The organism is Streptomyces sp. NPDC042102 (assembly GCF_055582305.1).
In genome coordinates, this window is record NZ_JBVJDL010000002.1 from 1,117,375 (window position 1) to 1,142,789 (window position 25,415).

Annotated in this window: 17 protein-coding genes and 1 rRNA gene; 7 read left to right on the forward strand and 11 right to left on the reverse strand. The window is 72.7% G+C overall.

The window, feature by feature from the left end; genetic code table 11:
* Positions 1 to 39 precede the first annotated feature (39 nt).
* From ACZ6KO_RS13105 to ACZ6KO_RS13115, 3 genes are all read right to left on the reverse strand, one after another.
* A complete protein-coding gene (locus tag ACZ6KO_RS13105; protein WP_469303715.1) occupies positions 40 to 5,007 on the reverse strand; it encodes an NAD-glutamate dehydrogenase in 4,968 nt (1,655 codons plus the stop codon).
* A 367-nt stretch (positions 5,008 to 5,374) separates the two neighbouring features.
* Complete coding sequence (locus tag ACZ6KO_RS13110; RefSeq protein WP_469303718.1) at positions 5,375 to 6,034, reverse strand: HAD family hydrolase; 660 nt, start codon at positions 6,032 to 6,034, stop codon at positions 5,375 to 5,377.
* A complete protein-coding gene (locus ACZ6KO_RS13115; protein ID WP_469303720.1) occupies positions 6,031 to 6,531 on the reverse strand; it encodes a DUF6912 family protein in 501 nt (166 codons plus the stop codon). Before ACZ6KO_RS13115 ends, ACZ6KO_RS13110 begins: the two co-directional genes overlap by 4 nt.
* Positions 6,532 to 6,805: 274 nt before the next feature.
* Between ACZ6KO_RS13115 and ACZ6KO_RS13120 the strand changes: the two genes are divergently transcribed.
* Positions 6,806 to 7,261: an Rv3235 family protein gene (locus ACZ6KO_RS13120; protein WP_469303722.1), complete on the forward strand. Its 456-nt coding sequence runs from the start codon at positions 6,806 to 6,808 to the stop codon at positions 7,259 to 7,261.
* Between the two features lie 462 nt (positions 7,262 to 7,723).
* Here ACZ6KO_RS13120 and secA read toward each other — a convergent pair whose 3' ends face one another.
* A complete protein-coding gene (secA, locus tag ACZ6KO_RS13125) occupies positions 7,724 to 10,528 on the reverse strand; it encodes a preprotein translocase subunit SecA (protein ID WP_469303724.1) in 2,805 nt (934 codons plus the stop codon).
* 270 nt (positions 10,529 to 10,798) lie between these two features.
* On the opposite strand from secA, the gene ACZ6KO_RS13130 reads away from it, so the two are divergent.
* Positions 10,799 to 11,977, forward strand: a complete 1,179-nt coding sequence (locus tag ACZ6KO_RS13130; RefSeq protein ID WP_469303727.1) for a winged helix-turn-helix domain-containing protein — start codon at positions 10,799 to 10,801, stop codon at positions 11,975 to 11,977.
* Positions 11,978 to 12,073: 96 nt separating this feature from the next.
* Here the strand turns inward: ACZ6KO_RS13130 and ACZ6KO_RS13135 are convergent, their stop codons facing one another.
* The 6 genes from ACZ6KO_RS13135 to mtrA all read right to left on the reverse strand — a co-directional run bounded on the left by ACZ6KO_RS13135 (position 12,074) and on the right by mtrA (position 19,435).
* The gene (locus ACZ6KO_RS13135; protein ID WP_469303729.1) at positions 12,074 to 12,781 is read right to left on the reverse strand and encodes a response regulator; all 708 of its coding nucleotides are present in this window, start codon (positions 12,779 to 12,781) and stop codon (positions 12,074 to 12,076) included.
* A 150-nt stretch (positions 12,782 to 12,931) separates the two neighbouring features.
* A complete protein-coding gene (hpf, locus tag ACZ6KO_RS13140; RefSeq protein ID WP_469303731.1) occupies positions 12,932 to 13,624 on the reverse strand; it encodes a ribosome hibernation-promoting factor, HPF/YfiA family in 693 nt (230 codons plus the stop codon).
* A gap of 317 nt (positions 13,625 to 13,941) precedes the next feature.
* The gene (locus tag ACZ6KO_RS13145) at positions 13,942 to 14,703 is read right to left on the reverse strand and encodes a ComF family protein (RefSeq protein WP_469303733.1); all 762 of its coding nucleotides are present in this window, start codon (positions 14,701 to 14,703) and stop codon (positions 13,942 to 13,944) included.
* A gap of 134 nt (positions 14,704 to 14,837) precedes the next feature.
* Positions 14,838 to 16,715: an LpqB family beta-propeller domain-containing protein gene (locus ACZ6KO_RS13150; protein ID WP_469303735.1), complete on the reverse strand. Its 1,878-nt coding sequence runs from the start codon at positions 16,713 to 16,715 to the stop codon at positions 14,838 to 14,840.
* A 64-nt stretch (positions 16,716 to 16,779) separates the two neighbouring features.
* Positions 16,780 to 18,744 (reverse strand): MtrAB system histidine kinase MtrB, encoded by a 1,965-nt coding sequence (mtrB, locus tag ACZ6KO_RS13155; RefSeq protein WP_469303737.1) that lies wholly within the window; start codon positions 18,742 to 18,744, stop codon positions 16,780 to 16,782.
* A 1-nt stretch (position 18,745) separates the two neighbouring features.
* Positions 18,746 to 19,435, reverse strand: coding sequence for a two-component system response regulator MtrA (gene mtrA, locus ACZ6KO_RS13160; protein WP_360903204.1), 690 nt, complete (start codon positions 19,433 to 19,435; stop codon positions 18,746 to 18,748).
* Positions 19,436 to 19,651: 216 nt separating this feature from the next.
* Between mtrA and ACZ6KO_RS13165 the strand changes: the two genes are divergently transcribed.
* From ACZ6KO_RS13165 to ACZ6KO_RS13185, 5 genes are read left to right on the forward strand one after another with little or no spacing between them, the layout of a single operon-like run.
* Positions 19,652 to 20,947: an MFS transporter gene (locus ACZ6KO_RS13165; protein ID WP_469303740.1), complete on the forward strand. Its 1,296-nt coding sequence runs from the start codon at positions 19,652 to 19,654 to the stop codon at positions 20,945 to 20,947.
* A 4-nt stretch (positions 20,948 to 20,951) separates the two neighbouring features.
* Positions 20,952 to 21,641 carry a DUF4129 domain-containing protein gene (locus ACZ6KO_RS13170; RefSeq protein ID WP_469303742.1) on the forward strand — a complete coding sequence of 230 codons (690 nt, stop codon included), beginning with the start codon at positions 20,952 to 20,954 and terminating at the stop codon, positions 21,639 to 21,641.
* The gene (locus tag ACZ6KO_RS13175) at positions 21,638 to 22,912 is read left to right on the forward strand and encodes a DUF4350 domain-containing protein (protein WP_469303744.1); all 1,275 of its coding nucleotides are present in this window, start codon (positions 21,638 to 21,640) and stop codon (positions 22,910 to 22,912) included. The genes ACZ6KO_RS13170 and ACZ6KO_RS13175 overlap by 4 nt, the downstream gene beginning before the upstream one ends.
* Positions 22,909 to 23,883 carry an AAA family ATPase gene (locus ACZ6KO_RS13180; protein ID WP_469303747.1) on the forward strand — a complete coding sequence of 325 codons (975 nt, stop codon included), beginning with the start codon at positions 22,909 to 22,911 and terminating at the stop codon, positions 23,881 to 23,883. Before ACZ6KO_RS13175 ends, ACZ6KO_RS13180 begins: the two co-directional genes overlap by 4 nt.
* Complete coding sequence (locus ACZ6KO_RS13185; RefSeq protein ID WP_469303749.1) at positions 23,883 to 25,193, forward strand: DUF58 domain-containing protein; 1,311 nt, start codon at positions 23,883 to 23,885, stop codon at positions 25,191 to 25,193. Before ACZ6KO_RS13180 ends, ACZ6KO_RS13185 begins: the two co-directional genes overlap by 1 nt.
* A 129-nt stretch (positions 25,194 to 25,322) precedes the next feature.
* Here ACZ6KO_RS13185 and rrf read toward each other — a convergent pair.
* Positions 25,323 to 25,415: ribosomal RNA gene (gene rrf, locus ACZ6KO_RS13190) — 5S ribosomal RNA — on the reverse strand; the annotation flags it as partial.

Here is a 25,415-nt window from a genome sequence, read left to right on the forward strand (position 1 = left end):
GGCGTCAGCCGTCGGACGTCAGCCGTCGGCTGCCGGCCGTCAGCCGTGCGCGCGCAGCAGCGAGCGCATGGTGCGCATCGCCACCGACAGGTTCGCCAGGTCGAAGTCGTCCGAGCCCTGGATCTCGTCCAGGGTCGTCCGGGCCCGGCCGATGATCGCCGCGTTCTTCTCCTCCCACGCCTTGAAGCGCTGCTCGGGAGTCGCGTCGCCGTCGCCCACCGCCAGCACGTCGGCGGTCAGGGCCGCGTGCGCCGCGAACAGGTCCTCGCGGATGGCGGCGCGGGCCATCGACTGCCAGCGGTCGGCCCGCGGCAGCTCGATGATCCGGTCCATCAGCGCGGTGATGTCCAGGCGGTCGGCGAGGTCGTAGTACACCTCGGCGACGTCCAGGGCGTCGACGCCGGTGCGGTCGGAGATCCCGACGATGTCGAGGATCGGGAAGGCGGAGGAGAACCCGGCCACCTTCGCCGCCAGCTCCTCCGGCACGCCCGCCCCGATCAGCTCGTCGCGGACCAGCTGGTACCACTCCAGGTCCGCGCCGCGCAGCAGCATGGGCAGCTCGCTCCACACCCGCGTCACCCGGTCGGCGAAGAAGCCGATGGTCTCGGTGATCGCCAGCGGCTGCGGCCGGTTGTTGAGCAGCCAGCGGGTACCGCGCTCGACCAGGCGGCGCGAGTGCAGCCGTACCCGGGTCTGGACGTCGGCCGCGACCTTGTTGTCCAGCGCCTCGACCGCGTCCCACACCTCGGCCATGCCGAAGATCTCGCGGGCCGAGAGCTGCGCCCGGACGATCTCCTCCAGGGAGGCCCCGGTCTCCTCGCGCAGCCGGTGCAGGAAGGTCGAACCACCGCTGTTGACGGTGTCGTTGACCAGCAGCGTGGTGACGATCTCGCGGCGCAGCGCGTGCCCGTCGACCTGCTCGGGGAACTTCTCGCGCAGCGCGGCCGGGAAGTACGCGTGCAGCAGGCGGCGCAGGTACGGGTCGTCCGGGAGCGTGGTGTGGATGAGCTCGTCCGCCACCGTGATCTTGGTGTAGGCGAACAGGACGGCCAGCTCCGGCTGGGTCAGGCCCTTGCCGGTGCCCAGCAGCTCGCGGATCTGCCGCTCGGTGGGCAGGAACTCCAGCGCGCGGTTGAGCAGGCCGGCGTTCTCCAGGCGGCGCATGTAGCGCTGCTGGGCGTGGAGCAGGCTGGGGGCCTGGGCGACGCCGTTGGTCAGGGCGACGTTCTGCGCGTAGTTGTTGCGCAGCACCAGGACGCCGACCTCGTCGGTCATCTCCGCCAGCAGCTTGTTGCGCTGCTTGACGGTCATGTCGCCGTCGGAGACCACCGCGTTGAGCAGGATCTTGATGTTCACCTCGTGGTCGGAGGTGTCCACGCCGGCGCTGTTGTCGATGGCGTCGGTGTTGATCTTGCCGCCCTCGCCGCCGGCGCCGAGGCGGGCGAACTCGATGCGGCCCAGCTGGGTCAGGCCCAGGTTGCCGCCCTCGCCGACGACCTTGACCCGCAGGTCCTGGCCGTTGACGCGGATGGCGTCGTTGGCCTTGTCGCCGACGTCGGCGTGCGACTCGGTGGCCGCCTTGACGTACGTACCGATGCCGCCGTTCCACAGCAGGTCCACCGGGGACCCCAGGATCGCCTGCATCAGCTCGGCCGGGGTCATCTTGGTGACGCCCGCCTCGATGCCGAGGGCCTCGCGCACGGCCGCGTTGACCGGGATGGCCTTCGCGGTACGCGGGTGGATCCCGCCGCCCGCGGAGAGCAGCTCGGTGTCGTAGTCGGCCCACGAGGAGCGCGGCAGCTCGAACAGGCGGCGGCGCTCGGCGTAGGAGACGGCCGCGTCCGGGTTCGGGTCGATGAAGATGTGCCGGTGGTCGAAGGCGGCGACCAGACGGATGTGCTCGGAGAGCAGCATGCCGTTGCCGAAGACGTCGCCGGACATGTCGCCGACGCCGACGACGGTGAAGTCCTGGGTCTGGGTGTCGTGGCCCAGCTCGCGGAAGTGGCGCTTGACCGACTCCCACGCGCCGCGCGCGGTGATGCCCATGCCCTTGTGGTCGTAGCCGGCCGAGCCGCCGGAGGCGAAGGCGTCGCCGAGCCAGAAGCCGTACGACTCCGCGACCCCGTTGGCGATGTCGGAGAAGGTCGCGGTGCCCTTGTCGGCGGCGACGACGAGGTAGGTGTCGTCCTCGTCGTGGCGGACCACGCCCTTGGGCGGCACGACCTCGCCGCCGACCATGTTGTCGGTGATGTCGAGCAGCGCCGAGATGAAGACCTTGTACGAGGCGATGCCCTCGGCCAGCCACGCGTCACGGTCGACGGACGGGTCCGGGAGGTTCTTGGCGACGAAGCCGCCCTTGGCGCCGACCGGCACGATGACGGTGTTCTTGACCATCTGCGCCTTGACCAGGCCGAGGATCTCCGTACGGAAGTCCTCGCGCCGGTCGGACCAGCGCAGACCGCCTCGGGCGACCTTGCCGAAGCGCAGGTGGACGCCCTCGACGCGCGGGGAGTACACCCAGATCTCGAAGGCCGGGCGGGGCGCCGGCAGGTCCGGGATGGCCTGCGGGTCGAACTTCATCGACACGTAGGGGTGCGTCTCGCCGGCCGCGTCCTTCTGGAAGAAGTTGGTGCGCAGGGTGGCGTTGATCAGGGTGAGGAAGGAGCGCAGGATGCGGTCCTCGTCCAGCGAGGCGACCTGGTCCAGGGCGCCCTCCAGCTCCTCCAGCATCGCGTCGACGAGCTCGGTGCCGGCGGCCTGGCGGCCCGGCGACATCCGCGCCTCGAAGAGGGAGACCAGCAGCCGGGTGGTGTGGACGTTGTTGCGGAGGGTGTCCTCCATGTAGTCCTGGCTGAAGGTGGAGCCGGCCTGGCGCAGGTACTTGGCGTACGCGCGCAGCACGACGGCCTGGCGCCAGGTCAGCCCGGCGCCCAGCACGAGGGTGTTGAAGTTGTCGTTCTCCGCCTCGCCCGTCCAGACGGCGGCGAAGGCCTCCTGGAAGCGCTCGCGGGCGTCGTCGCCGAGGTAGCTGTCGCCGCTGCCGTCGGACACCGGCATGCGCAGGCCGAAGTCGTAGATCCAGGCGTTGGTGCGGTCGGTGCAGCGCAGCTCGTACGGGCGCTCGTCGGTGACCTCGACGCCCAGGCGCTGGAGCACGGGCAGGACGGCCGACAGGGAGACCTGCTCGCCGGTGCGGTAGATCTTGAAGCGGCGCTCGCCGGGGCCCGCGCCGACCGGCTCGTACAGCGAGAGCGCGAAGTCCTGCCCGCCGGTGCGGAGCTTCTCCAGGTGGCACAGGTCGGCGACGGCGGCGCGCGGCGAGTGGTCGGACTTGTAGCCCTCGGAGAAGGAGCCGCTGTAGCGGCGCAGCAGCTCCGCGGCGCGCTCCTCGCCGAGCTCGGCGGTGAGCGCCTGGTCGAAGCCGTCGGACCAGGAGCGGGCGGCCTCGACGAGGCGGCCCTCCAGGCGCTCGACGTCGGCGTCGGTCAGCGCGGGCAGCTCGGTGCCGGGCGTGACGCGGACGACGAAGTGGATGCGGGAGAGGATCGACTCGGTGTTCCAGGCGGTGAAGTCGACGCTGTGGCCGTCGAGCTCCTCCTTGAGGATGTCGATGAGCCGCAGCCGGACGCCGGTGGTGTAGCGGTCGCGCGGCAGGTAGACGAGGGCCGAGTAGTAGCGGCCGTACTCGTCCTGGCGCAGGTACAGCCGCAGCCGGCGGCGCTCCTGGAGGTACAGGACGGAGGTGACGATCTCGCGGAGCTTGTCGACCGGGGTCTGGAACAGCTCGTCGCGCGGGTAGGTCTCCAGGATCTGCAGCAGGTCGCGGCCGTCGTGGCTGTTCGGCGAGAAGCCGGCGCCCTCCAGGACCTCGGCGACCTTGCGGCGGATGACCGGCACGCGGCGCACGGACTCGGTGTAGGCGGCGGACGAGAACAGGCCGAGGAAGCGGCGCTCGCCGACCACGTTGCCGTCGGCGTCGAACTTCTTGACGCCCACGTAGTCGAGGTAGGACGGCCGGTGCACGGTGGCGCGGCTGTTGGCCTTGGTCAGCACCAGCAGCTTGTGCTCGCGGGCCTTGGCGCGGGCGTCGGCGGGCAGCCGGTTGAACGACGGCGAGACCGGGTGGGCGTCCTCCTGGCCGCTGTGGTGCGGGTCGGAGCGCAGGATGCCGAGGCCGGTGCCGGGGACGGCGGCGAGCGCGTCGCCGTCGACCAGGTTGTACTCGCGGTACCCGAGGAAGGTGAAGTGGTCGTCGGCGAGCCAGCGCAGCAGCTCGCGGGCCTCGTCGAGCTCGTGCTCGCGCAGGTCGGACGCGACGGGCTCGGTGCCCAGCCCCTCGGCGATGCGCAGCGCCGCGTCGCGCATCTTCTCCCAGTCCTCGACGGCCTCGCGGACGTCGGAGAGCACGCGCAGCAGGTCGGCGGTCATCTGCTTGAGGTCGGCGCGGTCGGTCTCGCGGTCGATCTCGACGTGGATCCAGGACTCGACGAGGGAGTCGTGGGGGCGCGCGGTGCGGGGGCCGTGGGCGTCGCAGTCCGGGCCGAGGATCTCGATGAGCTTGCCGGTCACGTCACGGCGTACGACGACCTGCGGGTGGATGACCACGTGGATGCCGCGGCCCTGGCGGGAGAGCTCGTTGGTCACGCTGTCGACGAGGAAGGGCATGTCGTCGGTGACCACCTCGACGACCGAGTGGCTGGAGGTCCAGCCGTTCTCCTCGACCGTGGGGGTGTGGACGCGCACGTTCGCGGTGCCCTGCGGCCGGTTCTCGGCGAGCCGGTAGTGCGAGAGCGCCGCGCCGAAGATGTCGACCGGGTCGCGGTCGGTGATGTCCTCGGGGGCCGTGTGCAGGTAGTAGCGCTGGAGGTAGGAGAGCACCGTGGCCTGGTCCGGCCGCTCGCCCTGCTCGGACCCAGTCGGAAGTAGCCCCCCGGCCGGGCTGTTCTCAGCTACCCGTGCCGCCCGTGCGAGCAGCTCGGCCTTTGCTTCGTCCAGCTTGGTCTGCATGTCCTCATGGCTCCTGTCGCGCGCCGTTGCGTGACGTAGGCGTAAGTGAAGGAAGAAGGATCGACGTAGCGCCGCGAGGCGGGGAATCCGTCCGGAACCGACGCTATGTCGTCGTGGGAAGCGTCCGGGAGGGAATCGGCCATGATCGGCGAGCGGTCCCGGCAGCGGGGATCAGCGAAGGCCCGGGCACGGTCGTGCGCCGGGCGCTGGCCGGGGGCAGCGGTGCCCCCGATGACTATCGCGCTGATCACGGGTACAAGGCTATCTCCCCCTACCCCCGTTCCGTCATGAGAGGGCTTTGTACAAAAGAGGGGGCAGAACTTTGACACTCTGCGCAGAGACGTACACCGCCGCGCGTGCCAAGTCGCTATTCGGCCAGCTCGCGGGCAGTGCGAACGGCGTCTGCCAGGGTGTCGACGACGGGGACACCGGCCGATTCCAGACTGGCCCGGCTGTGCGAACCGCCCGTATAGAGGACGGCGCGGGCGCCGACGTGCGCGGCGGCGAGGGCGTCGTCGACGGCGTCCCCGATGAGGACCGTACGGGAGGCACGCACACCCGTCGGCGCCAGGGCCTCCAAATGGCGTACGAGATGTCCGGCCTTGCTGGTGTGGGAGGGGCCGGTGCGGCCGTCCACGCGGACGAAGTGCCCCTCGATGCCGTGGGTGCGCACGAGCGGGACGAGCTTGTCGTGGGGCGCGAGGGAGAGCAGGGACTGGCTCAGACCCCGGCGCTGCCAGTCGCCGAGGAGCTCCTTGGCACCGTCGGTCAGCCCGGCGTCCGCGGCGGCGGCCCAGTAATGGCGGTGGAAGGTGTCGTCCATGACGGTCCACTCCGCGTCCGTGGGCAGCCGTCCCATGATCCGCTCGTAGAACTTCGGCACGGGGACGACGTACAGCTCGCGGTACTCCTCGAGGGTGAGCGGGGCGAACCCGAACTCGGCGAACGAGGCGTTCGTCGCGGCTATGACCGCGTCGATGTCGTGCAGCAGGGTCCCGTTCCAGTCCCAGACCAGGTGCGGGCTCATGACAGCAGCCCCGGGATCTCCTGGACGCCGAACCAGAGCAGTTCGTGGTCCTCGGCACCGTCGACGGTGAACTGCGCGTCGTCGTCGCCGGAGTCGGCGGCGGGCAGGGCGTCGGCGGCGGCCGCGACGTCGGCCTCGGCGTCGGCGGCGTCGACGTGGACGGCGGCGGCGACGGTCAGGCGCACGGGGCCGTCGAGGGTGACCTGGCCGAGGGTGGCCTCGTCGAGGCCGGGGGTGGCGGAGGCGGCCTTGTCGGCCACGTCCACGGCGACGACCACGCGCTTGCGCGGCGCGGCGGCGTCGGCCGCGATCAGCCGCAGCGAAGCGGAGGCGGCGCGGCTGAGGGCCGCGTACTCCAGCTCCTCGATGTCGTCGGAGACGTACCACTCGCGGAGCCCGGGCGTGACGGCGTACGCCCGCAGGGGGGCGGGGCCCAGCTCGCCCGCCTTGTGCGCCTCGGCGAGCCCGGGAAGGGTCAGGGGGACGTACACGCGCATGGCCGGCTGCTTTCGGTAGTCGTCAAACGCCCTCAGGATACGGCCGCCCGTACCCCTTCGGGGTGCCCGGCCCTGGCCGGATCCCGTCCACCCCGCTCCCCGCGGACGGGCGCGGAGCCGGGCCGGGGGCGGGCGGGGTCACCCGGATAGGTGAACGTGCGCCGGGCCGGTGCGCACGAGGGGGACCGATTGCGGCGGGCGGTCACTCCCCGTAAAAGATCCCCAACAAGTTACCGCCCGGTACTCGCCGGGCCAGGCCTTCCCGGGGGCGATCGTGACGGACAGGACCAGCACCAGGACCCGGCCCGCCGACGGCAGCGGACGCGGACGACGGGCCGCCGCCCGGACCCGCCCCGCCGGCCGCCGCGACCAGCGCCGCCCGCCGGGCGCGCCGCGGGCGCTGCGCCTGGGCCCGCACTACTGGTTCGCCGAACGCCTGCTGGCGGTGCTCAGCGGCCACCGCCCGGTGCACGCGATGCTCGGCCACACGATCGGCCCGGCGTACGAGCAGCTGATCGCCCTCTGCGCCCGCCCGGACCCCCGTCCCGCCGACCGCCTGCGCCCGGTCCTGCGCCACTGCGGCCGCTTCCACCCCGGCCCGGGCGTGATCGAGGCCTTCGCCCGCATCGCGATCGGCGACCGCACGCTGGCGATGGCGTTCCGCCTGGAACAGGGCCCGGACCTCCGCTGGCGCTGCGCGGCCATCGACCTGGGCGGCCAACACCTCTGACCACCCCGGGGGCCCCACACGGGCCCCCGGGGCCCTCACCCGGCTCCCCGGCCCCCGGGGCGCCCAGGCCCCGCTGGCAGGCCCGGAACCGGGGGCGCGGCTCCCGCCCCCGGGGTCCGGGACGCAGCCCCGTCCGGGTCCCGGCCCGGAACCGGGCTGGGCTCACGGCCTCGGGGTACGGGGCGGAGCCCCGGTTCCCCGGGTCCGGGCACAGCCCGTCACCCCCCGGGGTCTGGGGCGGAGCCCCCGGTTTCGGGAAGGGGCGGGGTGGGGGAGAGCCCCGCGCAGCGGCGCAACGCCAGGCGGGGGCAGGCTCGCGTACCCCACCCGCCAGGGACGGCAGCGCGGGGCCGGGACGGCGTGCCAAGGGGCCGGGGACCAGGGAGCGGTGGCCAGGGGCCGGGAAGCGCGACGGGGCCGGCCCGCCCGGTGGGGGCGGGGCCGGCCCCGTCGGGGGTGGCGTTACTTCTTGCGGCGGCGGCCGCCCGACGCACGCTGCGCCTTGCGCCGCTCCGCCCGCGTCATCCCGTCGCCCGACCCGCCGGCAGCGCCGTCGTCGTCGAAGTCGCCCTCGACCACGCCGCCCTCACCGTCGACCGTCGGCGCCGAGAAGTGCAGGCCGCCACGGCGCTGCGGGGCCTCCAGGCCCTTCGCCCGGATCTCCGGACGCGCGGCCGGGACCGGCGCCTCCTCCTTCGTCAGCGACGGAGCCTGCACCGGAACCTCCTCGACCTGCTGCTCGACCTGGACCTCCAGGTTGAACAGGTAGCCGACGGACTCCTCCTTGATGCCCTCCATCATGGCGTTGAACATGTCGAAGCCCTCCCGCTGGTACTCGACCAGCGGGTCCTTCTGGGCCATCGCCCGCAGGCCGATGCCTTCCTGCAGGTAGTCCATCTCGTACAGGTGCTCGCGCCACTTGCGGTCCAGCACCGACAGCACCACGCGCCGCTCCAGCTCACGCATGATCTCCGAGCCCAGCGCCTTCTCGCGCTCCTCGTACTGCTCGTGGATGTCGTCCTTGACGGACTCCGCGATGAACTCGGCCGTGATCCCGGCCCGGTCGCCCGCCGCGTCCTCCAGCTCCTCCACCGTCACCTTGATCGGGTAGAGCTGCTTGAAGGCGCCCCACAGGCGCTCCAGGTCCCACTCCTCGGCGAAGCCCTCGACCGTCTCGGCCGCGATGTACGCGTCGATGGTGTCGTCCATGAAGAAGCGCACCTGCTCGTGCAGGTCCTCGCCCTCCAGGACGCGGCGGCGCTCGCCGTAGATGACCTCGCGCTGGCTGTTGAGGACCTCGTCGTACTTCAGGACGTTCTTGCGCGTCTCGAAGTTCTGGGTCTCGACCTGCGACTGGGCCGACGCGATCGCGCGCGTGACCATCTTGTTCTCGATCGGCACGTCGTCGGGGACATTGGCCATGGCCATGACCCGCTCGACCATCTGCGCCTTGAACAGGCGCATCAGGTCGTCGCCCAGCGACAGGTAGAAGCGGGACTCGCCCGGGTCGCCCTGTCGGCCGGAGCGGCCGCGCAGCTGGTTGTCGATACGCCGCGACTCGTGGCGCTCGGTGCCCAGCACGTACAGCCCGCCGAGCTCCTTGACCTCCTCGAACTCGGCCTTCACCGCCGCCTCGGCCCGGGTGAGCGCCGCGGGGAGGGCGTGCGCCCACTCCTCGATGTGCTCCTCCGGGTCCAGGCCCTGCTGGCGCAGCTCCGCCTCGGCGAGGTCGTCCGGGTTGCCGCCGAGCTTGATGTCCGTACCGCGGCCGGCCATGTTCGTGGCGACCGTGACCGCGCCGCGGCGGCCGGCCTGCGCGACGATGATCGCCTCGCGGTCGTGCTGCTTGGCGTTGAGGACCTCGTGCGGGATGCCCCGCTTGTTCAGCTGCTGCGAGAGGTACTCGGACTTCTCGACCGAGGTGGTGCCGACCAGGATCGGCTGGCCCTTCTCGTGCTTGTCCGCGATGTCGTCGACGACGGCGGCGAACTTGGCGACCTCGGTCCGGTAGATCAGGTCGGCCTGGTCCTTGCGCTGCATGGGCCGGTTCGTCGGGATCGGCACGACGCCCAGCTTGTAGATCTGGTGGAACTCGGCGGCCTCGGTCATGGCCGTACCGGTCATACCGGACAGCTTCGAGTAGAGGCGGAAGAAGTTCTGGAGGGTGATCGTGGCGAGCGTCTGGTTCTCGTCCTTGATGTCCACCCCTTCCTTCGCCTCGATCGCCTGGTGCATGCCCTCGTTGTAGCGGCGGCCGGCGAGGATACGGCCGGTGTGCTCGTCGACGATCATGACTTCGCCGTCCATGACGACGTAGTCCTTGTCCTTCTTGAACAGTTCCTTGGCCTTGATGGCGTTGTTGAGGTAGCCGACCAGGGGGGTGTTCACGGACTCGTAGAGGTTGTCGATGCCGAGCCAGTCCTCGACCTTGGCGACACCGGCCTCGTGGATGCCGACGGTGCGCTTCTTCTCGTCGACCTCGTAGTCGCCGGTCTCCTCGATGCCCTTCAGCGGCTGGCCGGGCTCGCCCTTGGTCAGGCGGGTGACCAGCTTGGCGAAGTCGGCGTACCACTTCGTGGCCTGGTCGGCCGGGCCGGAGATGATCAGCGGGGTACGGGCCTCGTCGACGAGGATCGAGTCGACCTCGTCGACCACGGCGAAGTTGTGGCCGCGCTGGACCAGCTCCTCCTTCGACCACGCCATGTTGTCGCGCAGGTAGTCGAAGCCGAACTCGTTGTTCGTGCCGTACGTGATGTCGCAGTCGTACTGCTCGCGGCGCTGGGCCGGGGTCATGTTGGCCAGGATGCAGCCGACGCTCAGGCCCAGGAAGCGGTGGACGCGGCCCATCATCTCGGAGTCGCGCTCGGCCAGGTAGTCGTTCACCGTGATCAGGTGCACGCCCTTGCCGGACAGCGCGTTCAGGTACGCCGGGAGGGTACCGACGAGGGTCTTGCCCTCACCGGTCTTCATCTCGGCCACGTAGCCGAGGTGCAGCGCGGCGCCGCCCATGAGCTGGACGTCGTAGTGACGCTGGCCGAGCACGCGCTTCGCGGCCTCGCGGACCGTCGCAAAGGCCTCGGGCAGCAGGTCGTCGAGGCTCTCGCCGTCCTGGAACCGCTGCCTGTACTCGTCCGTGAGCGCCCGCAACTCGGCGTCGGAGAGGTTGACGAAGTCCTCTTCGATGGAGTTGACCTGGTCCGCGATGCGGTGCAGTTTGCGCAGGATCTTGCCTTCGCCTGCACGCATGAGCTTGTTGAAGACGGACACCGAGGTTTGTCTCCTTGCCGGTCGGGCCTGGCACTGGTTCGTACACGGGCACGGCAGGTGGACCCCACCGCAACGGCCATCGTAAGCGAGGACTCGGTCACGCCGGGAGGTCTGCCGTGGCCGCAAGGGCTGCGGCCGCCCGGAAGGAGAACGTACGGGGACCGCGATAGGTGCCGGTGTCCGCCGAAAAGTGTTCGCTCCCACCTCCCCCCGGCTTCGCCCCCGCCGTCGCCCCGGCCCGGTGTCAGTGGCGGCCTCTAGGGTGCGGTCATGACGAGCCTGCCGCAGCCGACCGTGTCCCTCTCCGCCGACGACGCGCGCCGCATCGCCCTGCGCGCGCAGGGTTTCCTGGGCGCGCCCGACCGGCGTGGCGGGGTCCGCGGGGTGCTGCGGCACCTGGGCGCCGTCCAGCTCGACACGATCTCCGTGCTCGCCCGCTCGCACGAGCTGATTCCGTACGCGCGCCTGGGCGCGGTGGGCCGCACCGCCGTGGAGTCGGCGTACTGGAGCGGGAGCCACGCCTTCGAATACTGGTCGCACGCCGCGTGCATCCTGCCGATCGAGGAGTGGCCGCACTTCGCCTTCCGCCGCCGGGCCCGCTATGCGCGCGGCCACCGCTGGCACGTGCTCGCCGACAAGGAGCGCTCGACGAAGACGGTGCTGGACCGGCTGGCGGCCGAGGGCCCGATGACCTCGACGCAGCTGGGCGGCGCGAAGAACGGCGGCGAGTGGTTCGAGTGGTCCGAGACGAAGATCGCGGTGGAGTGGCTGCTGGACACCGGTGACGTGGTCTGCACCGAACGGCGCGGCTGGAAGCGGGTGTACGACCTGGCCGAGCGCGCGGTCCCGGCCGCCCTGTTCCACGACGACCTCGACGACGCCGAGTGCCTGCGCCGGCTGGTGGCCCTGTCCGGGCAGTCCCTCGGCGTGGGCACGCGCGCCGACATCGCGGACTACCACCGGCTCAGGGGCGAGCAGGTCGACGCGGTGATCGCGGACTCCGGGCTGGTGCCGGTGGAGGTCGAGGGCTGGGGCCGGCCCGCCTGGGCGGACCCGGCCGCGCTGGCCTCCGTACCGCGCGGGCGGCACCGCACCACGCTGCTCTCCCCGTTCGACTCGCTGATCTGGGACCGGCCGCGCACCGAGCGGATCTTCGGCTTCACGCACCGGCTGGAGGCGTACGTGCCGAAGCCGAAGCGGATCCACGGCTACTTCGCCATGCCGCTGCTGGCCGGGGGCCGGCTCCAGGGCCGCGTGGACCCGGCGCGGGAGGGCCGCACCCTGGTGGCCCGCCAGCTGTCGCTGACCACGCCGAGGGCGGCGCGCGCCATGGCCGAGGCGCTGGTGGAGGCGGCGTCCTGGGTGGGCTGCGAGGACGTACGGATCGAGCGGGCGGCCTCACCCGAGGAGGCGGCGGCCGTGACGGCGGAGCTGGCGACTCTCGGCTGAGCCGCCGGGCGGGGCCACAGGGCGGGGCCGCCGGGGCCGCGGGCCGCCGGTGCCGGGCGGCTCCGGGGCCGCGGGCCGCCGGCGGCCCCGGAGCGCTCAGCGGATTTCGAGGATCTTCTCGCGCATCGCGTAGACCACGGCCTCCATCCGGGAGTGCAGCTGCAGCTTCTCCAGGATGTTGCGGACGTGGTTCTTCACGGTGTTCTCGGAGATGAACAGCTCCTTGGCGATGTCGCGGTTGTTCATCCCGGTCGCCACCAGCTTGAGGACCTCCAGCTCGCGGTCGGTCAGCCGCGGCGCGGGCACCAGCCGCCGCTCGTCCGTGCGCTGGATCATCGACTTGAATTCGGTCAGGAGTTTCGACGCCATCGAGGGGCTGATCTGCGACTGCCCGTCCGCCACCGCGCGAATGGCGGTCGCGACCTCGTCCGTGGAGATCTCCTTGAGCAGGTAGCCCGTGGCCCCCGCCTTGATCGCGTCGTAGAGGTCGGCCTCCTCGTCGCTGATCGTCAGCATGATGATCTTCGCGGAGGGTGCCACCTCCTTGATCGAGGTGCACGCCTCGATCCCGCCCCGGCGCGGCATCCGCACGTCCATCAGCACGATGTCCGGCAGCAGGTCGGCCGCCTTGTCCACCGCCTCCGCACCGTCCCCGGCCTCACCGACGACCTGGATGTCCTCCTCCTGCGCGAGGACGATCTCCAGTCCGCGCCGGAAGAGGGCGTGGTCGTCCACGACGAGCACCCGGATCGGCTCACCGCCGGGGCCGTCGACACGGCATTCCGGCTCGAAGCTGTCCGCCATCGTTCCTCCCCCTGCAAGACCTGCGGGTCCTGCGAGCCCTGCGAGTTCCGCCTCAACCCGGCGAGGTCGACCGCCGGTTGACTGTCCGCCAGCATACGGGTGCCCCCGGGACGCACGGGCGCGTCCGCAGGGGCACCGGCCGATCCGGGGTCAGCCGCCGAGCGCGCCGCCGGCGCCGCCCCGCGGTTCCTCGGAGCTCGAGGCACCGTCGGGGTTCACGTGGATGACGCCGTAGTCATAGGCGTGGCGCCGGTAGACGACGCTGGGCAGCTTGGTCTCGGAGTCGACGAAAAGATAGAAGTCGTGCCCGACCAGCTCCATTTCGTAAAGCGCCTGGTCGAGCGACATGGGTGCCGCCGAGTGGGTCTTCTCGCGGACGATGAGCGGGCCCTCGCCCTGCACTTCCAGCGAGCCGATGCGGGTCGTCGGAACGCCCGACTCCTCGTCGGACACGGGCTGGCCGCTCCCGTTCAGCGTCGCGGCGTCCGGGACGGCATCGGCGACCTCCGCGGCGGAGAGGCGGCCGTTGCCGCGGCGGCTGGCACGCTTGTCGTGCTGCCTGCGCAGCCGGGCCTCGAGCTTCTCGTGCGCCAGGTCCAGCGCCGCGTACGGGTCGGCGGCGGCTGCCTCGGCACGGATCACGGGACCGCGGGAACGAAGGGTGATCTCCACACGGTCGGAACGGTCGGCCTGACGCGGGTTGAGCTCCTTGGACACCTCGACGTCCATGCTGATGACCTTGCCGTCATACCTCTGGATCTTGTCCACGTTGAGCTTCTCGGCCACGTGCTTACGGAACCGCTCGGGCACCTCGGTCTTGCGGCCCTTGACGACGATGTCCACGCAGAACTCCGTTCCCGGATCGCTCCGCCGCTTCGGGCGAAGCGTCTCCCTTTTCGCACCAGACCCCGGTGAACACCGGAGCCTCGGACTTGGCGACTTTCACCTCCTCCTCCCCCATCGGCAAGATCGCCACCCCACCGACTTCAGAGTCGAGAGACGTTGCGGGCCAAGGCTCGCCAGTTCCTCACAACCGAACATATCTCTCTCTGCCGGTTGTCGGCACCCGCTACCGGAACGTACCTCCGTTCAGGGGTATCACCCCTCTTACTACCTGCAACGATGCGCCTTCCCGATCAGTTCCAAATCTATTCGCAACTTTATTGCTCTGTTCGAGTTCCGGCAGATCTTGTCTCAATCGCGCAGGCGGGCGTGTACGCCGGACCCGCCACCACGGCCGCCGTCGGACCGCCCCCCACCGGCACCCCCGCCGCGCGCACCGCGCGGGCCGCCTCCGCGAGCGTCGCCCCGGTCGTCATCAAATCGTCCACCAGGACCACCCAGGGCCCCTCCAGCAGCCGCGCCGCACCCCGGCGTACCTCCAGTGCCCCCGCGAGGTTCTCCCGCCGCTGCCGGGCACCCAGGCCCGCCTGGTCGGCCACCGGCCGCCGCTGCCGCAGGACGGCCGCCACCCGCGCCGGCGTCCCGGTCGTACGCAGCCACGCGGACGCGGCCAGGGCGATCCTGCGCGCCGGATCGTGCCCGCGCGCCCGCACCCGGGCCCGCGCCGAGGGCACCGGTACGAGGACCACCTCGCGTTCCACCCCGCCGCCCGCCGCCCCGGCCCGTCCCGCCAGTCCCGTGCGTACGGCACCGGCCAGCGCGACGCCCAGCGCCCCGGCCAGCGGCATGGCGCCGCGTTCCTTGTGGGCGAGCAGCACCGCCCGTACCGCGCCCTCGTACGAGGCCGCGGCATGCACCACCGGCAGCCCGGCCGGCGCCGGGGACGGCCGCACCCGCCGCGCTCCCGCTCCGGTCAGCGCCGCACGGCAGCCGTGGCACAGCAGCACGCGCGCGGCACCGCACCCGGCGCAGTCCCCCGGCAGCACCAGCCCGGCGAGCTCCTGCCAGCACCACCGCATCACCCCACAGTGCCGCCGGCCACGCCCACGCGCCACCCCTGTGGACAACCCTCCGGGCCGGACGGCCCAGGACCACCTCCCCCGGGCGACAGTCCCCCGGGCCCGGCGGCTCCCGGGCCCGACGGCCCGCGGCCTCAGCCCGGGTAGACCGGCGCCCGGCCGCCCGCGCCCACGGTGCGCCACTGTCCGCCCGGCGGCAGCGACACGATCCCGTCGTCCACGGCCTGCGCCACCACCGGCGCCGCCCGCGTCTCGTCCTCCGTCGCCGCCACCGCGCTCAGCCCCGTCGCACCGGGCAGGCTGCCCGCGACCATCGAGCCGTCCGACAGCGTGTACCGGGCCTGCACGACACCGCCGCTCTCCCGCCCGATCACCAGCAGCCTGCCCCGCGGCGCCCAGCTCATCGCCGTCACATCGGCCATCTGCGGCGCCGCCGGCCGCAGCTCGCGCACCGACACCGCCGCCCCGTCCGTCTTGTGCTCGGGCCGCTCGATCCGCCCGACGTACAGCGTCTTGCGGCCGTCCTTGATCACCAGCAGCGCGATCCGCACCCCGTCGGCCGAGACCCGCACCGCGCTGATCCGGCCACTGCCGAGCCCGCTCACGTCGACCTTCTCGTGCGCCCCGGTCCCGGCGGGCACCCACAGCAGACCCGCGTTCGCCGGGTCCTGGTCCGCGATCCACAGGTCACCGCGGGCGTCCCAGCTGGGCGCCGTCAGCTTGTTCGCCTTGCTGGTCAGCACGGGCTGCGGCATCAGACCGGCCGTCGTCAGCGAGACGACGTACAGGGCGTGGCCGCCCTCGGAGACCACCGCCGCGCGCCGCTCGTCGTGCGACACCGCGGCGGCCCCGACCTTGAGGGCGGGCGAGTTCACCGGCCCCGGCACCGGCTCGGCCCGGTTCTGCTGGTCCTCGGCCTGCCCCTCCACCGGCATCCGGACCAGCTTGTCGTCCTTGTCGACGTAGTACTGGTACCTCGGAGCGGCCGGCCGGCTGGCGATCGTCGAGGCGGCCGCCTCGGTCACCGCGCACAGCGAGGACTTGTCCGAGCGCAGCAGCTCCACCCGGTCCAGCCGCGAGGCGGTCATGTCCCGCACCGTGTACAGCAGCTGGGTCGCCATCCGCTGGCACTGCGGCTGCGCCACGTTGTCCGCCTTGAGGTTCAGCGGCACGCGCAGCGTGTTCTGGCCGTCGTACGTCAGGGACTTGGTGCCCTCCCGCAGCTCCGTGCCCGTCGGGAAGCTGGAGGTGACGACCGGCCCGAGCCACTTGGAGGGCCCGTCCAGCAGCGACTTGACGGTCTGCGTCATCGGGTCCATGCGCGAGTCGGGGTCGGTGCGCTGGCGCACGTACACCGGGTCCGCGACGAGCGTCCCGCCCGCGAAGTAGAACTTGTTGACCGGCTTGTAGATGCGCTGGAAGTCGGACTCGCTCAGCACCAGCCCCTTGGGCGGTGTGGCGATCCGCCACTGCCCTTCCTTGTTCTTGAGGAGCTGCAGGTACTCCTCGTAGGTCCCGCCGCCGGGGTCCGGCTGGTACGCGCTGCGCTCGTCCACGGTCGCCAGCATCGTGCTGCTCATCTTGAACCGCGGGGTCTCCGGGTCCTTCTCGGTCTGCCCCGAGATGCGCAGGCCGCCCGCGGTCACGGTGATGCCGGAGCTGGGCTTCCAGCTGCGGGCCGCGTCCTCCGTGAGGTACTTGCGGGCCGTGTCCAGCTGCGGGTCGTCGGCGGTCATCGCCTCCACGAAACCGCGCACGATCTCCATCGGACTGGCCTTGTCGGCCGGCGGTACGCCGAAGACCCGCACCAGGGAATCGGCCCCCGGCGAGGCCTGCACCTGCCGGATCTCCCCGTGGTCGGGCATCGAGGCACAGCCGGGCACCAGCAGCGCGACCCCGCCGAGCACGGCGCCCGCCCGCAGCCCGCGCGCGCTCCCGGCACGCACCCGTCGTCCGGACCCGCCCGGCACGCCCCCGGCGGCCCCGGCGCCCGCCGAGGTCCCCTCGGTCACGGCGATCTCCGCGGTTTCGGCCGTCCCCGAGGCCCCGGCGATCCCGCCGGCCCCGCCCCTGCCCTCAGCCCTCACGTCCCGCGTCCTCCTGTACGTGCTCCGCCGCTCCCCCGCCGTTCGGCCGGGCCACCACCCGCGCGCCGCTGCCCGGCAGCGCCGTCGGGTCGGCGGGCACCGCCGCGGGGCGCGGCGGTATCGCCGAACGTTCGGCCGTACCGCCTCCGGGCAGCCCGGAGCCGCCCGCGACGCCCGGACCGCGGTCCGCCGGCTGCCCCGGTACGGCGGCGGCCCGGCGCTCGGCCTCGGCCCGCGCCCGGTTGCCCCGGGAATCCTCCGGCTCCAGCGGGATCGGCGACCCCCGCAACGGCTCGTCGGCCGTGCGCGGCAGCGTCAGCCGGAACTGCGAACCGCCGCCGGGCTCGCCCCACGCCTGGAGCCAGCCGCCGTGCAGCCGCGCGTCCTCGACCGCGATCGACAGGCCCAGCCCCGTACCGCCGGTGGTCCTGGCCCGGGCCGGGTCGGCCCGCCAGAACCGGTTGAAGACCCGCGTCGCCTCGCCGGGCTTGAGGCCCACGCCGTAGTCCCGTACCGCGACCGCGACCGCGCCGCCCGCCGAGGCCAGCCGTACGACCACGTCCCGGCCCTCGCCGTGCTCGACGGCGTTGACGACCAGGTTGCGCAGCACCCGCTCCACCCGCCGCGCGTCGGCCTCGGCGATCACCGGCTGGGTGTCGCCCAGCACCCGGATCCGGGTGCCCTTGCGCTCGGCCAGCGGCTCCGCGCCGTCGATGACCCGGCGTACGACGTCCCGCAGGTCGATCGGCTCCGCCTCCAGGGCGGCGGCGCCCGCGTCGAACCGGCTGATCTCCAGCAGGTCGGCGAGCAGGGACTCGAAGCGGTCCAGCTGACCGGCGAGCAGCTCGGCCGAGCGCGCGGTGACCGGGTCGAAGTCGACCCGGGCGTCGTGGATGACGTCGGCGGCCATCCGGACCGTCGTCAGCGGGGTCCGCAGCTCGTGGCTGACGTCCGAGACGAAGCGGCGCTGCATCCGGGACAGGTCCTCCAGCTGCTGGATCTTGTTCTGGAGGTTCTGCGCCATCTTGTTGAAGGCCTCGCCCAGGCGCGCGATGTCGTCCTCGCCGGTGACCTTCATCCGCTCCTGGAGCCGCCCCGCCGAGAGCCGCTCGGCGATCCCGGCGGCCATCCGCACGGGCGTGACGACCTGGCGCACGACCAGCCAGGCGATGGCGCCGAGCAGCACGACCACGAACAGGCCCGCCGTGGCGATCGTCGCCTTGATCAGGTTGAGGGACTCCTCCTCCTGCGTCAGCGGGAAGAGGTAGTACAGGTCGTACGGGGCACCGTTGATGTCGGTCAGCCGCTTGCCGATGACCAGGGCGGCCTCGGGGGCCTTGTCCGGGGCGGTGTAGCGGATCTTCGCGAAGGTCTGGAAGGTGCCGGTCCCGTGGTCGACGGACTTGCGCAGCTCCGCCGGGATGCTCGCGGTCGGGTCCACGTCGCCGGAGGCGCGCGCCCCGCGCACGCCCTTGCCGACGTCGCCCGTGTTCGCGCCCAGCGCGACCACCTCGAACGCGGACTGGCCGCCACTGGCCAGCTGCCACACGAGGGAGTTCATCCACGTACTGGCGTCCCGGCCGCCCTTGGCGTCCACGGCGCCCGTATCGGCGCCGTCCGCCGCGGACGGGGTGTTGGCCTTCTCCTGTGCGACCGCGAAGCCGCCCGCGGCCTGGCTCTGCGCCGCGTCCTGCTTGGCCTCGAGGAGGCCGTTGCTGACCTGGCCGATGACGACGAAGCCGAGCAGCAGCACCACGCCCAGCGACATCAGCAGCGTGCCGGCGACCACCCGCAGCTGCAGGTTGCGCCGCCACAACCGCACCGCGGGCAGCAGCGGACGCCGCGCCAGCCGTACGAACAGGCGCAGGACGGGGCCGCCGGGCGCCCCGTCCTGGAGCAGCCGGCGCGCCCGTGTCGCCCCCCAGCGGGAGCCGGGGGCCCTGCCGGGCGGCACGTCAGCTGGGTCCGGCCTTGTAGCCGACACCGCGCACCGTCACGACGATCTCGGGGCGCTCGGGGTCCTTCTCGACCTTCGAGCGCAGCCGCTGCACGTGCACGTTGACCAGGCGGGTGTCCGCGGCGTGGCGGTAGCCCCACACCTGCTCCAGCAGCACCTCACGGGTGAAGACCTGCCAGGGCTTGCGGGCGAGCGCGACCAGCAGGTCGAACTCCAGCGGGGTCAACGCGATCGAGGCACCGTCGCGCTTGACGGAGTGGCCGGCCACGTCGATGACCAGGTCACCGATGGTCAGCTGCTCCGGCGCGGGCTCCTCCGAACGCCGCAGGCGGGCCCGGATACGGGCGACCAGCTCCTTGGGCTTGAACGGCTTGACGATGTAGTCGTCGGCGCCGGACTCCAGTCCGACCACGACGTCCACCGTGTCGCTCTTGGCCGTGAGCATGACGATCGGCACGCCGGACTCGGCGCGGATCAGCCGGCAGACCTCTATGCCGTCCCGTCCGGGCAGCATGAGATCCAGCAGCACCAGGTCCGGCTTGGCCTCGCGAAAGGCAGCCAGGGCCTTGTCGCCGTCCGCGACGAACGACGGCTCGAAACCTTCTCCACGCAGCACGATGCCGAGCATCTCGGCCAGCGCGGTGTCGTCGTCGACGACAAGGACGCGTCCCTTCATGGTTGACATCATCCCATTAGCTAATCGTGACCTGGCGGTGAGCTGTCCCACAGCGGTCCCGCGGCCGGATGGCCGGGGTGATCCAGTCTGCCCGCTCGACGGGTGACAATTGAAGGTGCGGGCAGGCTCGGGAAACCGGGGGGGACGGCCGGTCCGCCCGGCGTCCCCACGTGGCACGATGGCAGCCGACCAGCGCCCCCGCCCCGCAGGTGACGTGAAGGAGCCACGATGAACGACTCTCCGGGCTGGGCAACGCCCGGATCCTCTCCGTCCGACGGGGAGCGGCCCGGCGCGCCCGACTCGCAGCCCACACCTCCCGGCGCGCAGCCCGAGCAGCCGGGCGCGCAGCCCCCTGCGGCCCCCGGCTGGTCGGCCGAGCAGCCGCCGCCCGGCCAGTGGTCCAGCCCTGGCACCGACGGCCCCGCGGCGCCCGGCTCCGGCCCGCAGCAGCCCCGCGCCGGCTGGGGCTCGTACGGCGGGCAGCAGCAGCCCCACGGCGGCCAGTACGGCAGCCCCTACGGCGGCCCCGGCGGCTGGAACAAGCCCCCGGCCGCCAAGCCCGGCGTGATCCCGCTGCGCCCCCTGGGCCTGGGCGAGATCCTCGACGGCGCGGTCACCACCATGCGTACGCACTGGCGCTCGGTCCTGTCGATCACCTTCACGGTGGCCGTCATCGTCGAGGTGGCCAACGTCCTCTTCGAGAAGTACGCCTTCGCCGACCTCACCCTCGACCCGGAGACCACCACCCCGGGAGAGGTCCTCGACGCCGCCGGCGGCAGCATGCTGCTGGCCCTCGTCGGCATCTTCGTCCAGCTGATCGGGGGAATCCTGGTCACCGCGATGCTCACGATGATCTTCAGCCGTGCGGTGCTGGGCCAGAGTTCCACCGTCTCCGGCGCCTGGCGCGACGCCCGCCCGCAGCTGCTGCGCCTGTGCGGACTGACCGTGCTGATGGCGCTCGGCGCGATCCTGCTGGTCAGCGTCCTGGTGGTACCCGCCCTGCTGGCCGGCGGCCCGGGACTCGCCGTGCTCGTCGGCATCGGCGCGCTCGTGCTGGTCACCTGGCTGTGGATCAAGTTCAGCCTGGCCCCGCCCGCCCTGATGCTGGAGAAGGCCGGCATCTTCACCGCCTTCGCCCGCTCCTCGAAGCTGGTCGGCGGCTCCTGGTGGCGGATCTTCGGCATCAGCGTCCTCACCGCCATCATCACCGGCATCGTGTCCATGATCATCGTGGTGCCCTTCACGGGGATCGGCGCCGCGCTCTTCGGCGGCGGCATGGCCGGCATCACCGACGGCACCGTCTCCGACAGCTGGGGCTACCTGATCATCTCGGCCATCGGCACGGTCATCGCCCTGGGCATCACCCTGCCGATGCAGGCCGGCGTCACCGTCCTGCTCTACATCGACCAGCGCATCCGCCGCGAGGCCCTCGACCTCGAGCTCGCGCGCGCGGCCGGCGTCGAGAACTACGGCACCACCGACGGCACCGGCGGACCGGGCCCGAACCACACCACCGGGGGCTGATGCGGTGACGAGCACGGGGGGACTCATCACGCACGCCGCGGCACTGCTGCCCGGCGACACCGCACCACCGGTGACGACACCGCGCGGCCCCGCCCGCGAGGCGGCCGAGCGCGAACTGTCGAAGCCGATGTACCACGAGAACGACCCCTCCCTCCTGGACCGCGCCATGCGCCGGTTCTGGGAGTGGGTCGACGACCTCTTCTCCGCCGCCTCCGGCGCCACCCCGGGAGGCGCCACCGGCCTGGTCGTGATCGTGCTGGCGATCATCCTGATCATCGGCCTGCTGTGGTGGCGGCTCGGCACCCCCGGGCGCCTGGCCGCCACCGCCGGCGACCTCTTCGACGACCGCGTCCGCTCCGCCGCCGACCACCGCGCGGCCGCCGACGCCCACGCGGCCGCCGGCCACTGGACCGAGGCCGTCCAGGAACGCATGCGCGCCGTCGTCCGCTCCCTGGAGGAACGCACCCTCCTGGACCCGCGCCCCGGCCGCACCGCCGACGAGGCCGCCGCCGAGGCCGCCCTCGCCCTGCCCGACCACACCGCGGACCTGCGCGCCGCCGCCCGTACCTTCGACGACGTCACCTACGGCGGCCGCACCGCCGACGCCGCCACGTACGGCCGCCTGCGCGACCTCGACCTCACCCTGGAGCGGGCCAAGCCCCTCCTGACCAGCGCCCCGGGACCCACCGCATGACCGGCCCGACGACCCCCGACCGCCCGACCGCGCCCGCTCCGGCGACCACGCCCGCGGCCGCACCCGTGCCCGCGACCGCCGCGGTGCCCGCGCGCACGCCCGGCACGACCTCCACCGCCCTCACCCCGGCCCAGCTCTGGCGCCGCTCCCGCGGCCTGGTCCTCGCCTTCGCCGCCCTCCTGGCGGCCGGCCTGCTGCTGGCCACCTTCAACAGCGGCAAGCAGCACGGCTACCTCGACCCCCGCAGCGCCGACCCCGAGGGCAGCCGGGCCGTCGCCGAACTCCTCGAGCAACGCGGCGTCGCCAGCCGCGTGGTGACCACCACTCGGGAAGCCGCCGCGGCCACCGGCAAGGGAACCACCCTGCTGGTCACCGACCCCGACCTCCTCGGCGAACAGCAGCGCACCGCCCTGCGCACCGCCATGGACCGCTCCGGCGGCCGCACCATCCTCCTCGGCGCCGACGACGCCCTGAACTCCCTCGCCCCCGGCGTCCGTTCCCGGCCCGCCACCACCGACGAGGTCCTCTCCCCCGACTGCACCCTCCCGGCCGCCGCCACCGCCGGCCGCGCCGCCACCGGCGACGGCCTGCGCTACACCACCGACCGGCCCGGCGCCGTCCGCTGCTACCCCAGCGCCGGCAGCCCGACCGTGCTCGTCCTGCCGGCGACCGGCGGCGGCGACACCGTCCTCCTCGGCTCCGAGCGCATCCTCCTCAACGAGGAGCTCGCCAAGGAGGGCAACGCCTCCCTCGCCCTGCAACTCCTCGGCTCCCGGCCCGAAGTGGTCTGGTACCTGCCCTCCCTCGCCGACCTCTCCGAAGGCGCCGCCGCCGAGCGGAAGTCCCTCGGCGACCTGATCCCCGACGGCTGGAACTGGGCCCTGCTCCAGCTCTTCATCGCCGCGGCCGTGGCCGCCCTGTGGCGGGCCCGGCGACTGGGCCCGCTCGTCACCGAACGGCTGCCCGTCGTCATCCGCGCCTCCGAGGCCACCGAGGGCCGCGCCCGCCTCTACCACAAGGCCGACGCCCGCGACCGCGCCGCCACCGTGCTGCGCGCCGCCACCCGCGAACGCCTCGCGGCCCTGCTCGGCGTACCGGCGGCCCGGGCCCACGACCCGGCGACCCTGCTGCCCGCCGCCTCGGCCCATCTCCTCGACCCCACCCGGGACCTGACAGGCCTTCTGTTCGGCCCCGCACCGTCCGACGACGCGGCACTCGTCGCGCTCGCCGACCACCTCGACGCCCTCGAAAGAGAGGTCCGCACCTCATGACGTCCCCGACCACCGCTCACGCGGACGACGCACGCGCCTCCCTGGAAGCGCTCCGCACCGAGATCGGAAAGGCCGTGGTCGGCCAGGACTCCGCGGTCACCGGTCTCGTCGTCGCCCTGCTCTGCCGCGGCCACGTCCTGCTCGAAGGCGTCCCCGGCGTCGCCAAGACCCTCCTGGTACGGGCACTGGCCGCCTCCCTCGAACTCGACACCAAGCGCGTGCAGTTCACCCCCGACCTGATGCCGAGCGACGTCACCGGCTCCCTCGTCTACGACGCCCGCACCGCCGAGTTCTCCTTCCAGAACGGCCCGGTCTTCACCAACCTCCTCCTCGCGGACGAGATCAACCGGACCCCTCCCAAGACCCAGTCCTCCCTCCTCGAGGCGATGGAGGAGCGCCAGGTCACCATCGACGGCACCCCGCGCATGCTCCCGGAGCCGTTCCTGGTCGCCGCGACGCAGAACCCCGTCGAGTACGAGGGCACCTACCCCCTCCCGGAAGCCCAGCTGGACCGCTTCCTGCTCAAGCTCACCGTGCCCCTGCCCTCCCGCGAGGACGAGATCGGCGTCCTGGCCCGGCACGCCGCCGGCTTCAACCCGCGCGACCTGGCCGCCGCCGGCGTCCGCCCGGTCGCCGGCCCCGCCGACCTGGAGGCCGCGCGCCAGGCCGTCGCCAAGACGGCCGTCTCCCCCGAGATCACCGCGTACGTCGTCGACATCTGCCGTGCCACCCGCGAATCGCCGTCGCTGACCCTCGGCGTCTCCCCGCGCGGTGCCACCGCCCTGCTCTCCACCGCCCGCGCCTGGGCCTGGCTGACCGGCCGCGACTACGTCATCCCGGACGACGTCAAGGCCCTCGCGCTGCCGACGCTGCGCCACCGCATCCAGCTCCGGCCGGAGGCGGAAATGGAGGGGGTCACGGCCGACGCGGTCATCACCGCGATCCTCTCCCACGTCCCGGTCCCCCGCTGATGGGATTCACCGGACGCGCCGCCCTGGTGGCGGCCCTCGGCAGCATCCCCGTCGGCATCCTGGAGCCGAGCTGGACGGGGATCCTCGCCGTCAACGGCCCGATCGCCCTGGCCTGCGCCTGCGACTACGCCCTGGCGGCGCCCGTACGCACTCTGCGCCTGTCCCGATCCGGCGACACCTCGGTACGCCTGGGCGAGAGCGCCGACGTCCACCTCACGGTGACCAACCCGGGCGGGCGCAAGCTCCGCGCCCGCCTGCGGGACGCCTGGCCGCCCAGCAGCTGGCGGCCGGGCACCGAGTTCGAGGCCTCCCGCCACACCCTGGAGATCCCGGCCGGTGAACGCCGCCGGCTCACCACCCGGCTGCGCCCGACCCGGCGCGGTGACCGCCGGGCCGCCCGAGTCACGATCCGCTCGTACGGGCCGCTGGGCCTGTTCGCCCGCCAGGGCAACCACGAGGTGCCCTGGACGGTCCGGGTCCTGCCGCCCTTCACCAGCCGCAAGCACCTCCCCTCCCGCCTGGCCCGCCTGCGCGAGCTGGACGGCCGCACGAGCGTGCTGACGCGCGGCGAGGGCACCGAGTTCGACAGCCTGCGCGACTACGTGCCCGGCGACGACACCCGCTCCATCGACTGGCGGGCCACCGCCCGCCAGAACAAGGTGGCCATCCGCACCTGGCGCCCGGAGCGCGACCGCCACATCCTGATCTGCCTGGACACCGGCCGCACCTCGGCCGGCCGGGTGGGCGACGCCCCCCGCCTGGACGCGTCCATGGACGCCGCCCTCCTGCTGGCCGCGCTGGCCACCAGGGCCGGCGACCGCGTGGACCTGCTGGCCTACGACCGGCGCACCCGCGCCCAGGTCCAGGGCCGGTCGGCGGCCGACGTCCTGCCGTCCTTCGTGAACGCGATGGCCACGCTCGAACCGGAACTGGTCGAGACGGACTCCCGCAGCCTGGTCTCCACCATCCTGCGCGGCGCCCCGCGCCGCTCCCTGGTGGTCCTCCTGACGAGCCTGGACGCGGCCCCTGTCGAAGAGGGCCTCCTCCCCCTGCTCCCGCGCCTCACGCAGCGCCACACGGTCGTCCTGGCCTCGGTGGCCGACCCCCACGTGGCGGAGATGACCGCGTCGCGCGGCACGGTCGAAGCCGTCTACGAGGCCGCGGCCGGCACCCAGACCCAGTCCCAGCGCCACCGCACGGCCGAGCAGCTCACCCGCCACGGCGTCACGGTCGTCGACGCCACCCCGGACACCCTGGCCCCCGCCCTGGCCGACGCCTACCTGTCCCTGAAGGCCGCCGGCCGCCTCTGACCCCTGGTGTCCTGGGAGCCCCCTCCCAGGACACGGGGCCTCAGAGGTTCACTCGCACGGGAACAGCAAACGGACCCTGAACGCAGAAAAGCCCCGCACCATAAGGTGCGGGGCTTTCCCACAATGATTGTTCGGCGGCGTCCTACTCTCCCACAGGGTCCCCCCTGCAGTACCATCGGCGCTGAAAGGCTTAGCTTCCGGGTTCGGAATGTAACCGGGCGT

What these genes read in the sequence shown, in the direction of transcription:
- ACZ6KO_RS13115 (WP_469303720.1), bottom strand. Translation starts at nt 6,531, where the DNA reads ATGCGCGTGTACGTCCCCCTGACCCTTCCCGGGCTCGCCGAGGCGCAC.
- ACZ6KO_RS13165 (WP_469303740.1), top strand. Translation starts at nt 19,652, where the DNA reads ATGAACGACTCTCCGGGCTGGGCAACGCCCGGATCCTCTCCGTCCGAC.
- mtrA (WP_360903204.1), bottom strand. Translation starts at nt 19,435, where the DNA reads ATGATGTCAACCATGAAGGGACGCGTCCTTGTCGTCGACGACGACACC.
- ACZ6KO_RS13185 (WP_469303749.1), top strand. Translation starts at nt 23,883, where the DNA reads ATGGGATTCACCGGACGCGCCGCCCTGGTGGCGGCCCTCGGCAGCATC.
- ACZ6KO_RS13145 (WP_469303733.1), bottom strand. Translation starts at nt 14,703, where the DNA reads ATGCGGTGGTGCTGGCAGGAGCTCGCCGGGCTGGTGCTGCCGGGGGAC.
- ACZ6KO_RS13135 (WP_469303729.1), bottom strand. Translation starts at nt 12,781, where the DNA reads ATGGCGGACAGCTTCGAGCCGGAATGCCGTGTCGACGGCCCCGGCGGT.
- ACZ6KO_RS13175 (WP_469303744.1), top strand. Translation starts at nt 21,638, where the DNA reads ATGACCGGCCCGACGACCCCCGACCGCCCGACCGCGCCCGCTCCGGCG.
- ACZ6KO_RS13130 (WP_469303727.1), top strand. Translation starts at nt 10,799, where the DNA reads ATGACGAGCCTGCCGCAGCCGACCGTGTCCCTCTCCGCCGACGACGCG.
- ACZ6KO_RS13180 (WP_469303747.1), top strand. Translation starts at nt 22,909, where the DNA reads ATGACGTCCCCGACCACCGCTCACGCGGACGACGCACGCGCCTCCCTG.
- ACZ6KO_RS13110 (WP_469303718.1), bottom strand. Translation starts at nt 6,034, where the DNA reads ATGAGCCCGCACCTGGTCTGGGACTGGAACGGGACCCTGCTGCACGAC.
- ACZ6KO_RS13105 (WP_469303715.1), bottom strand. Translation starts at nt 5,007, where the DNA reads ATGCAGACCAAGCTGGACGAAGCAAAGGCCGAGCTGCTCGCACGGGCG.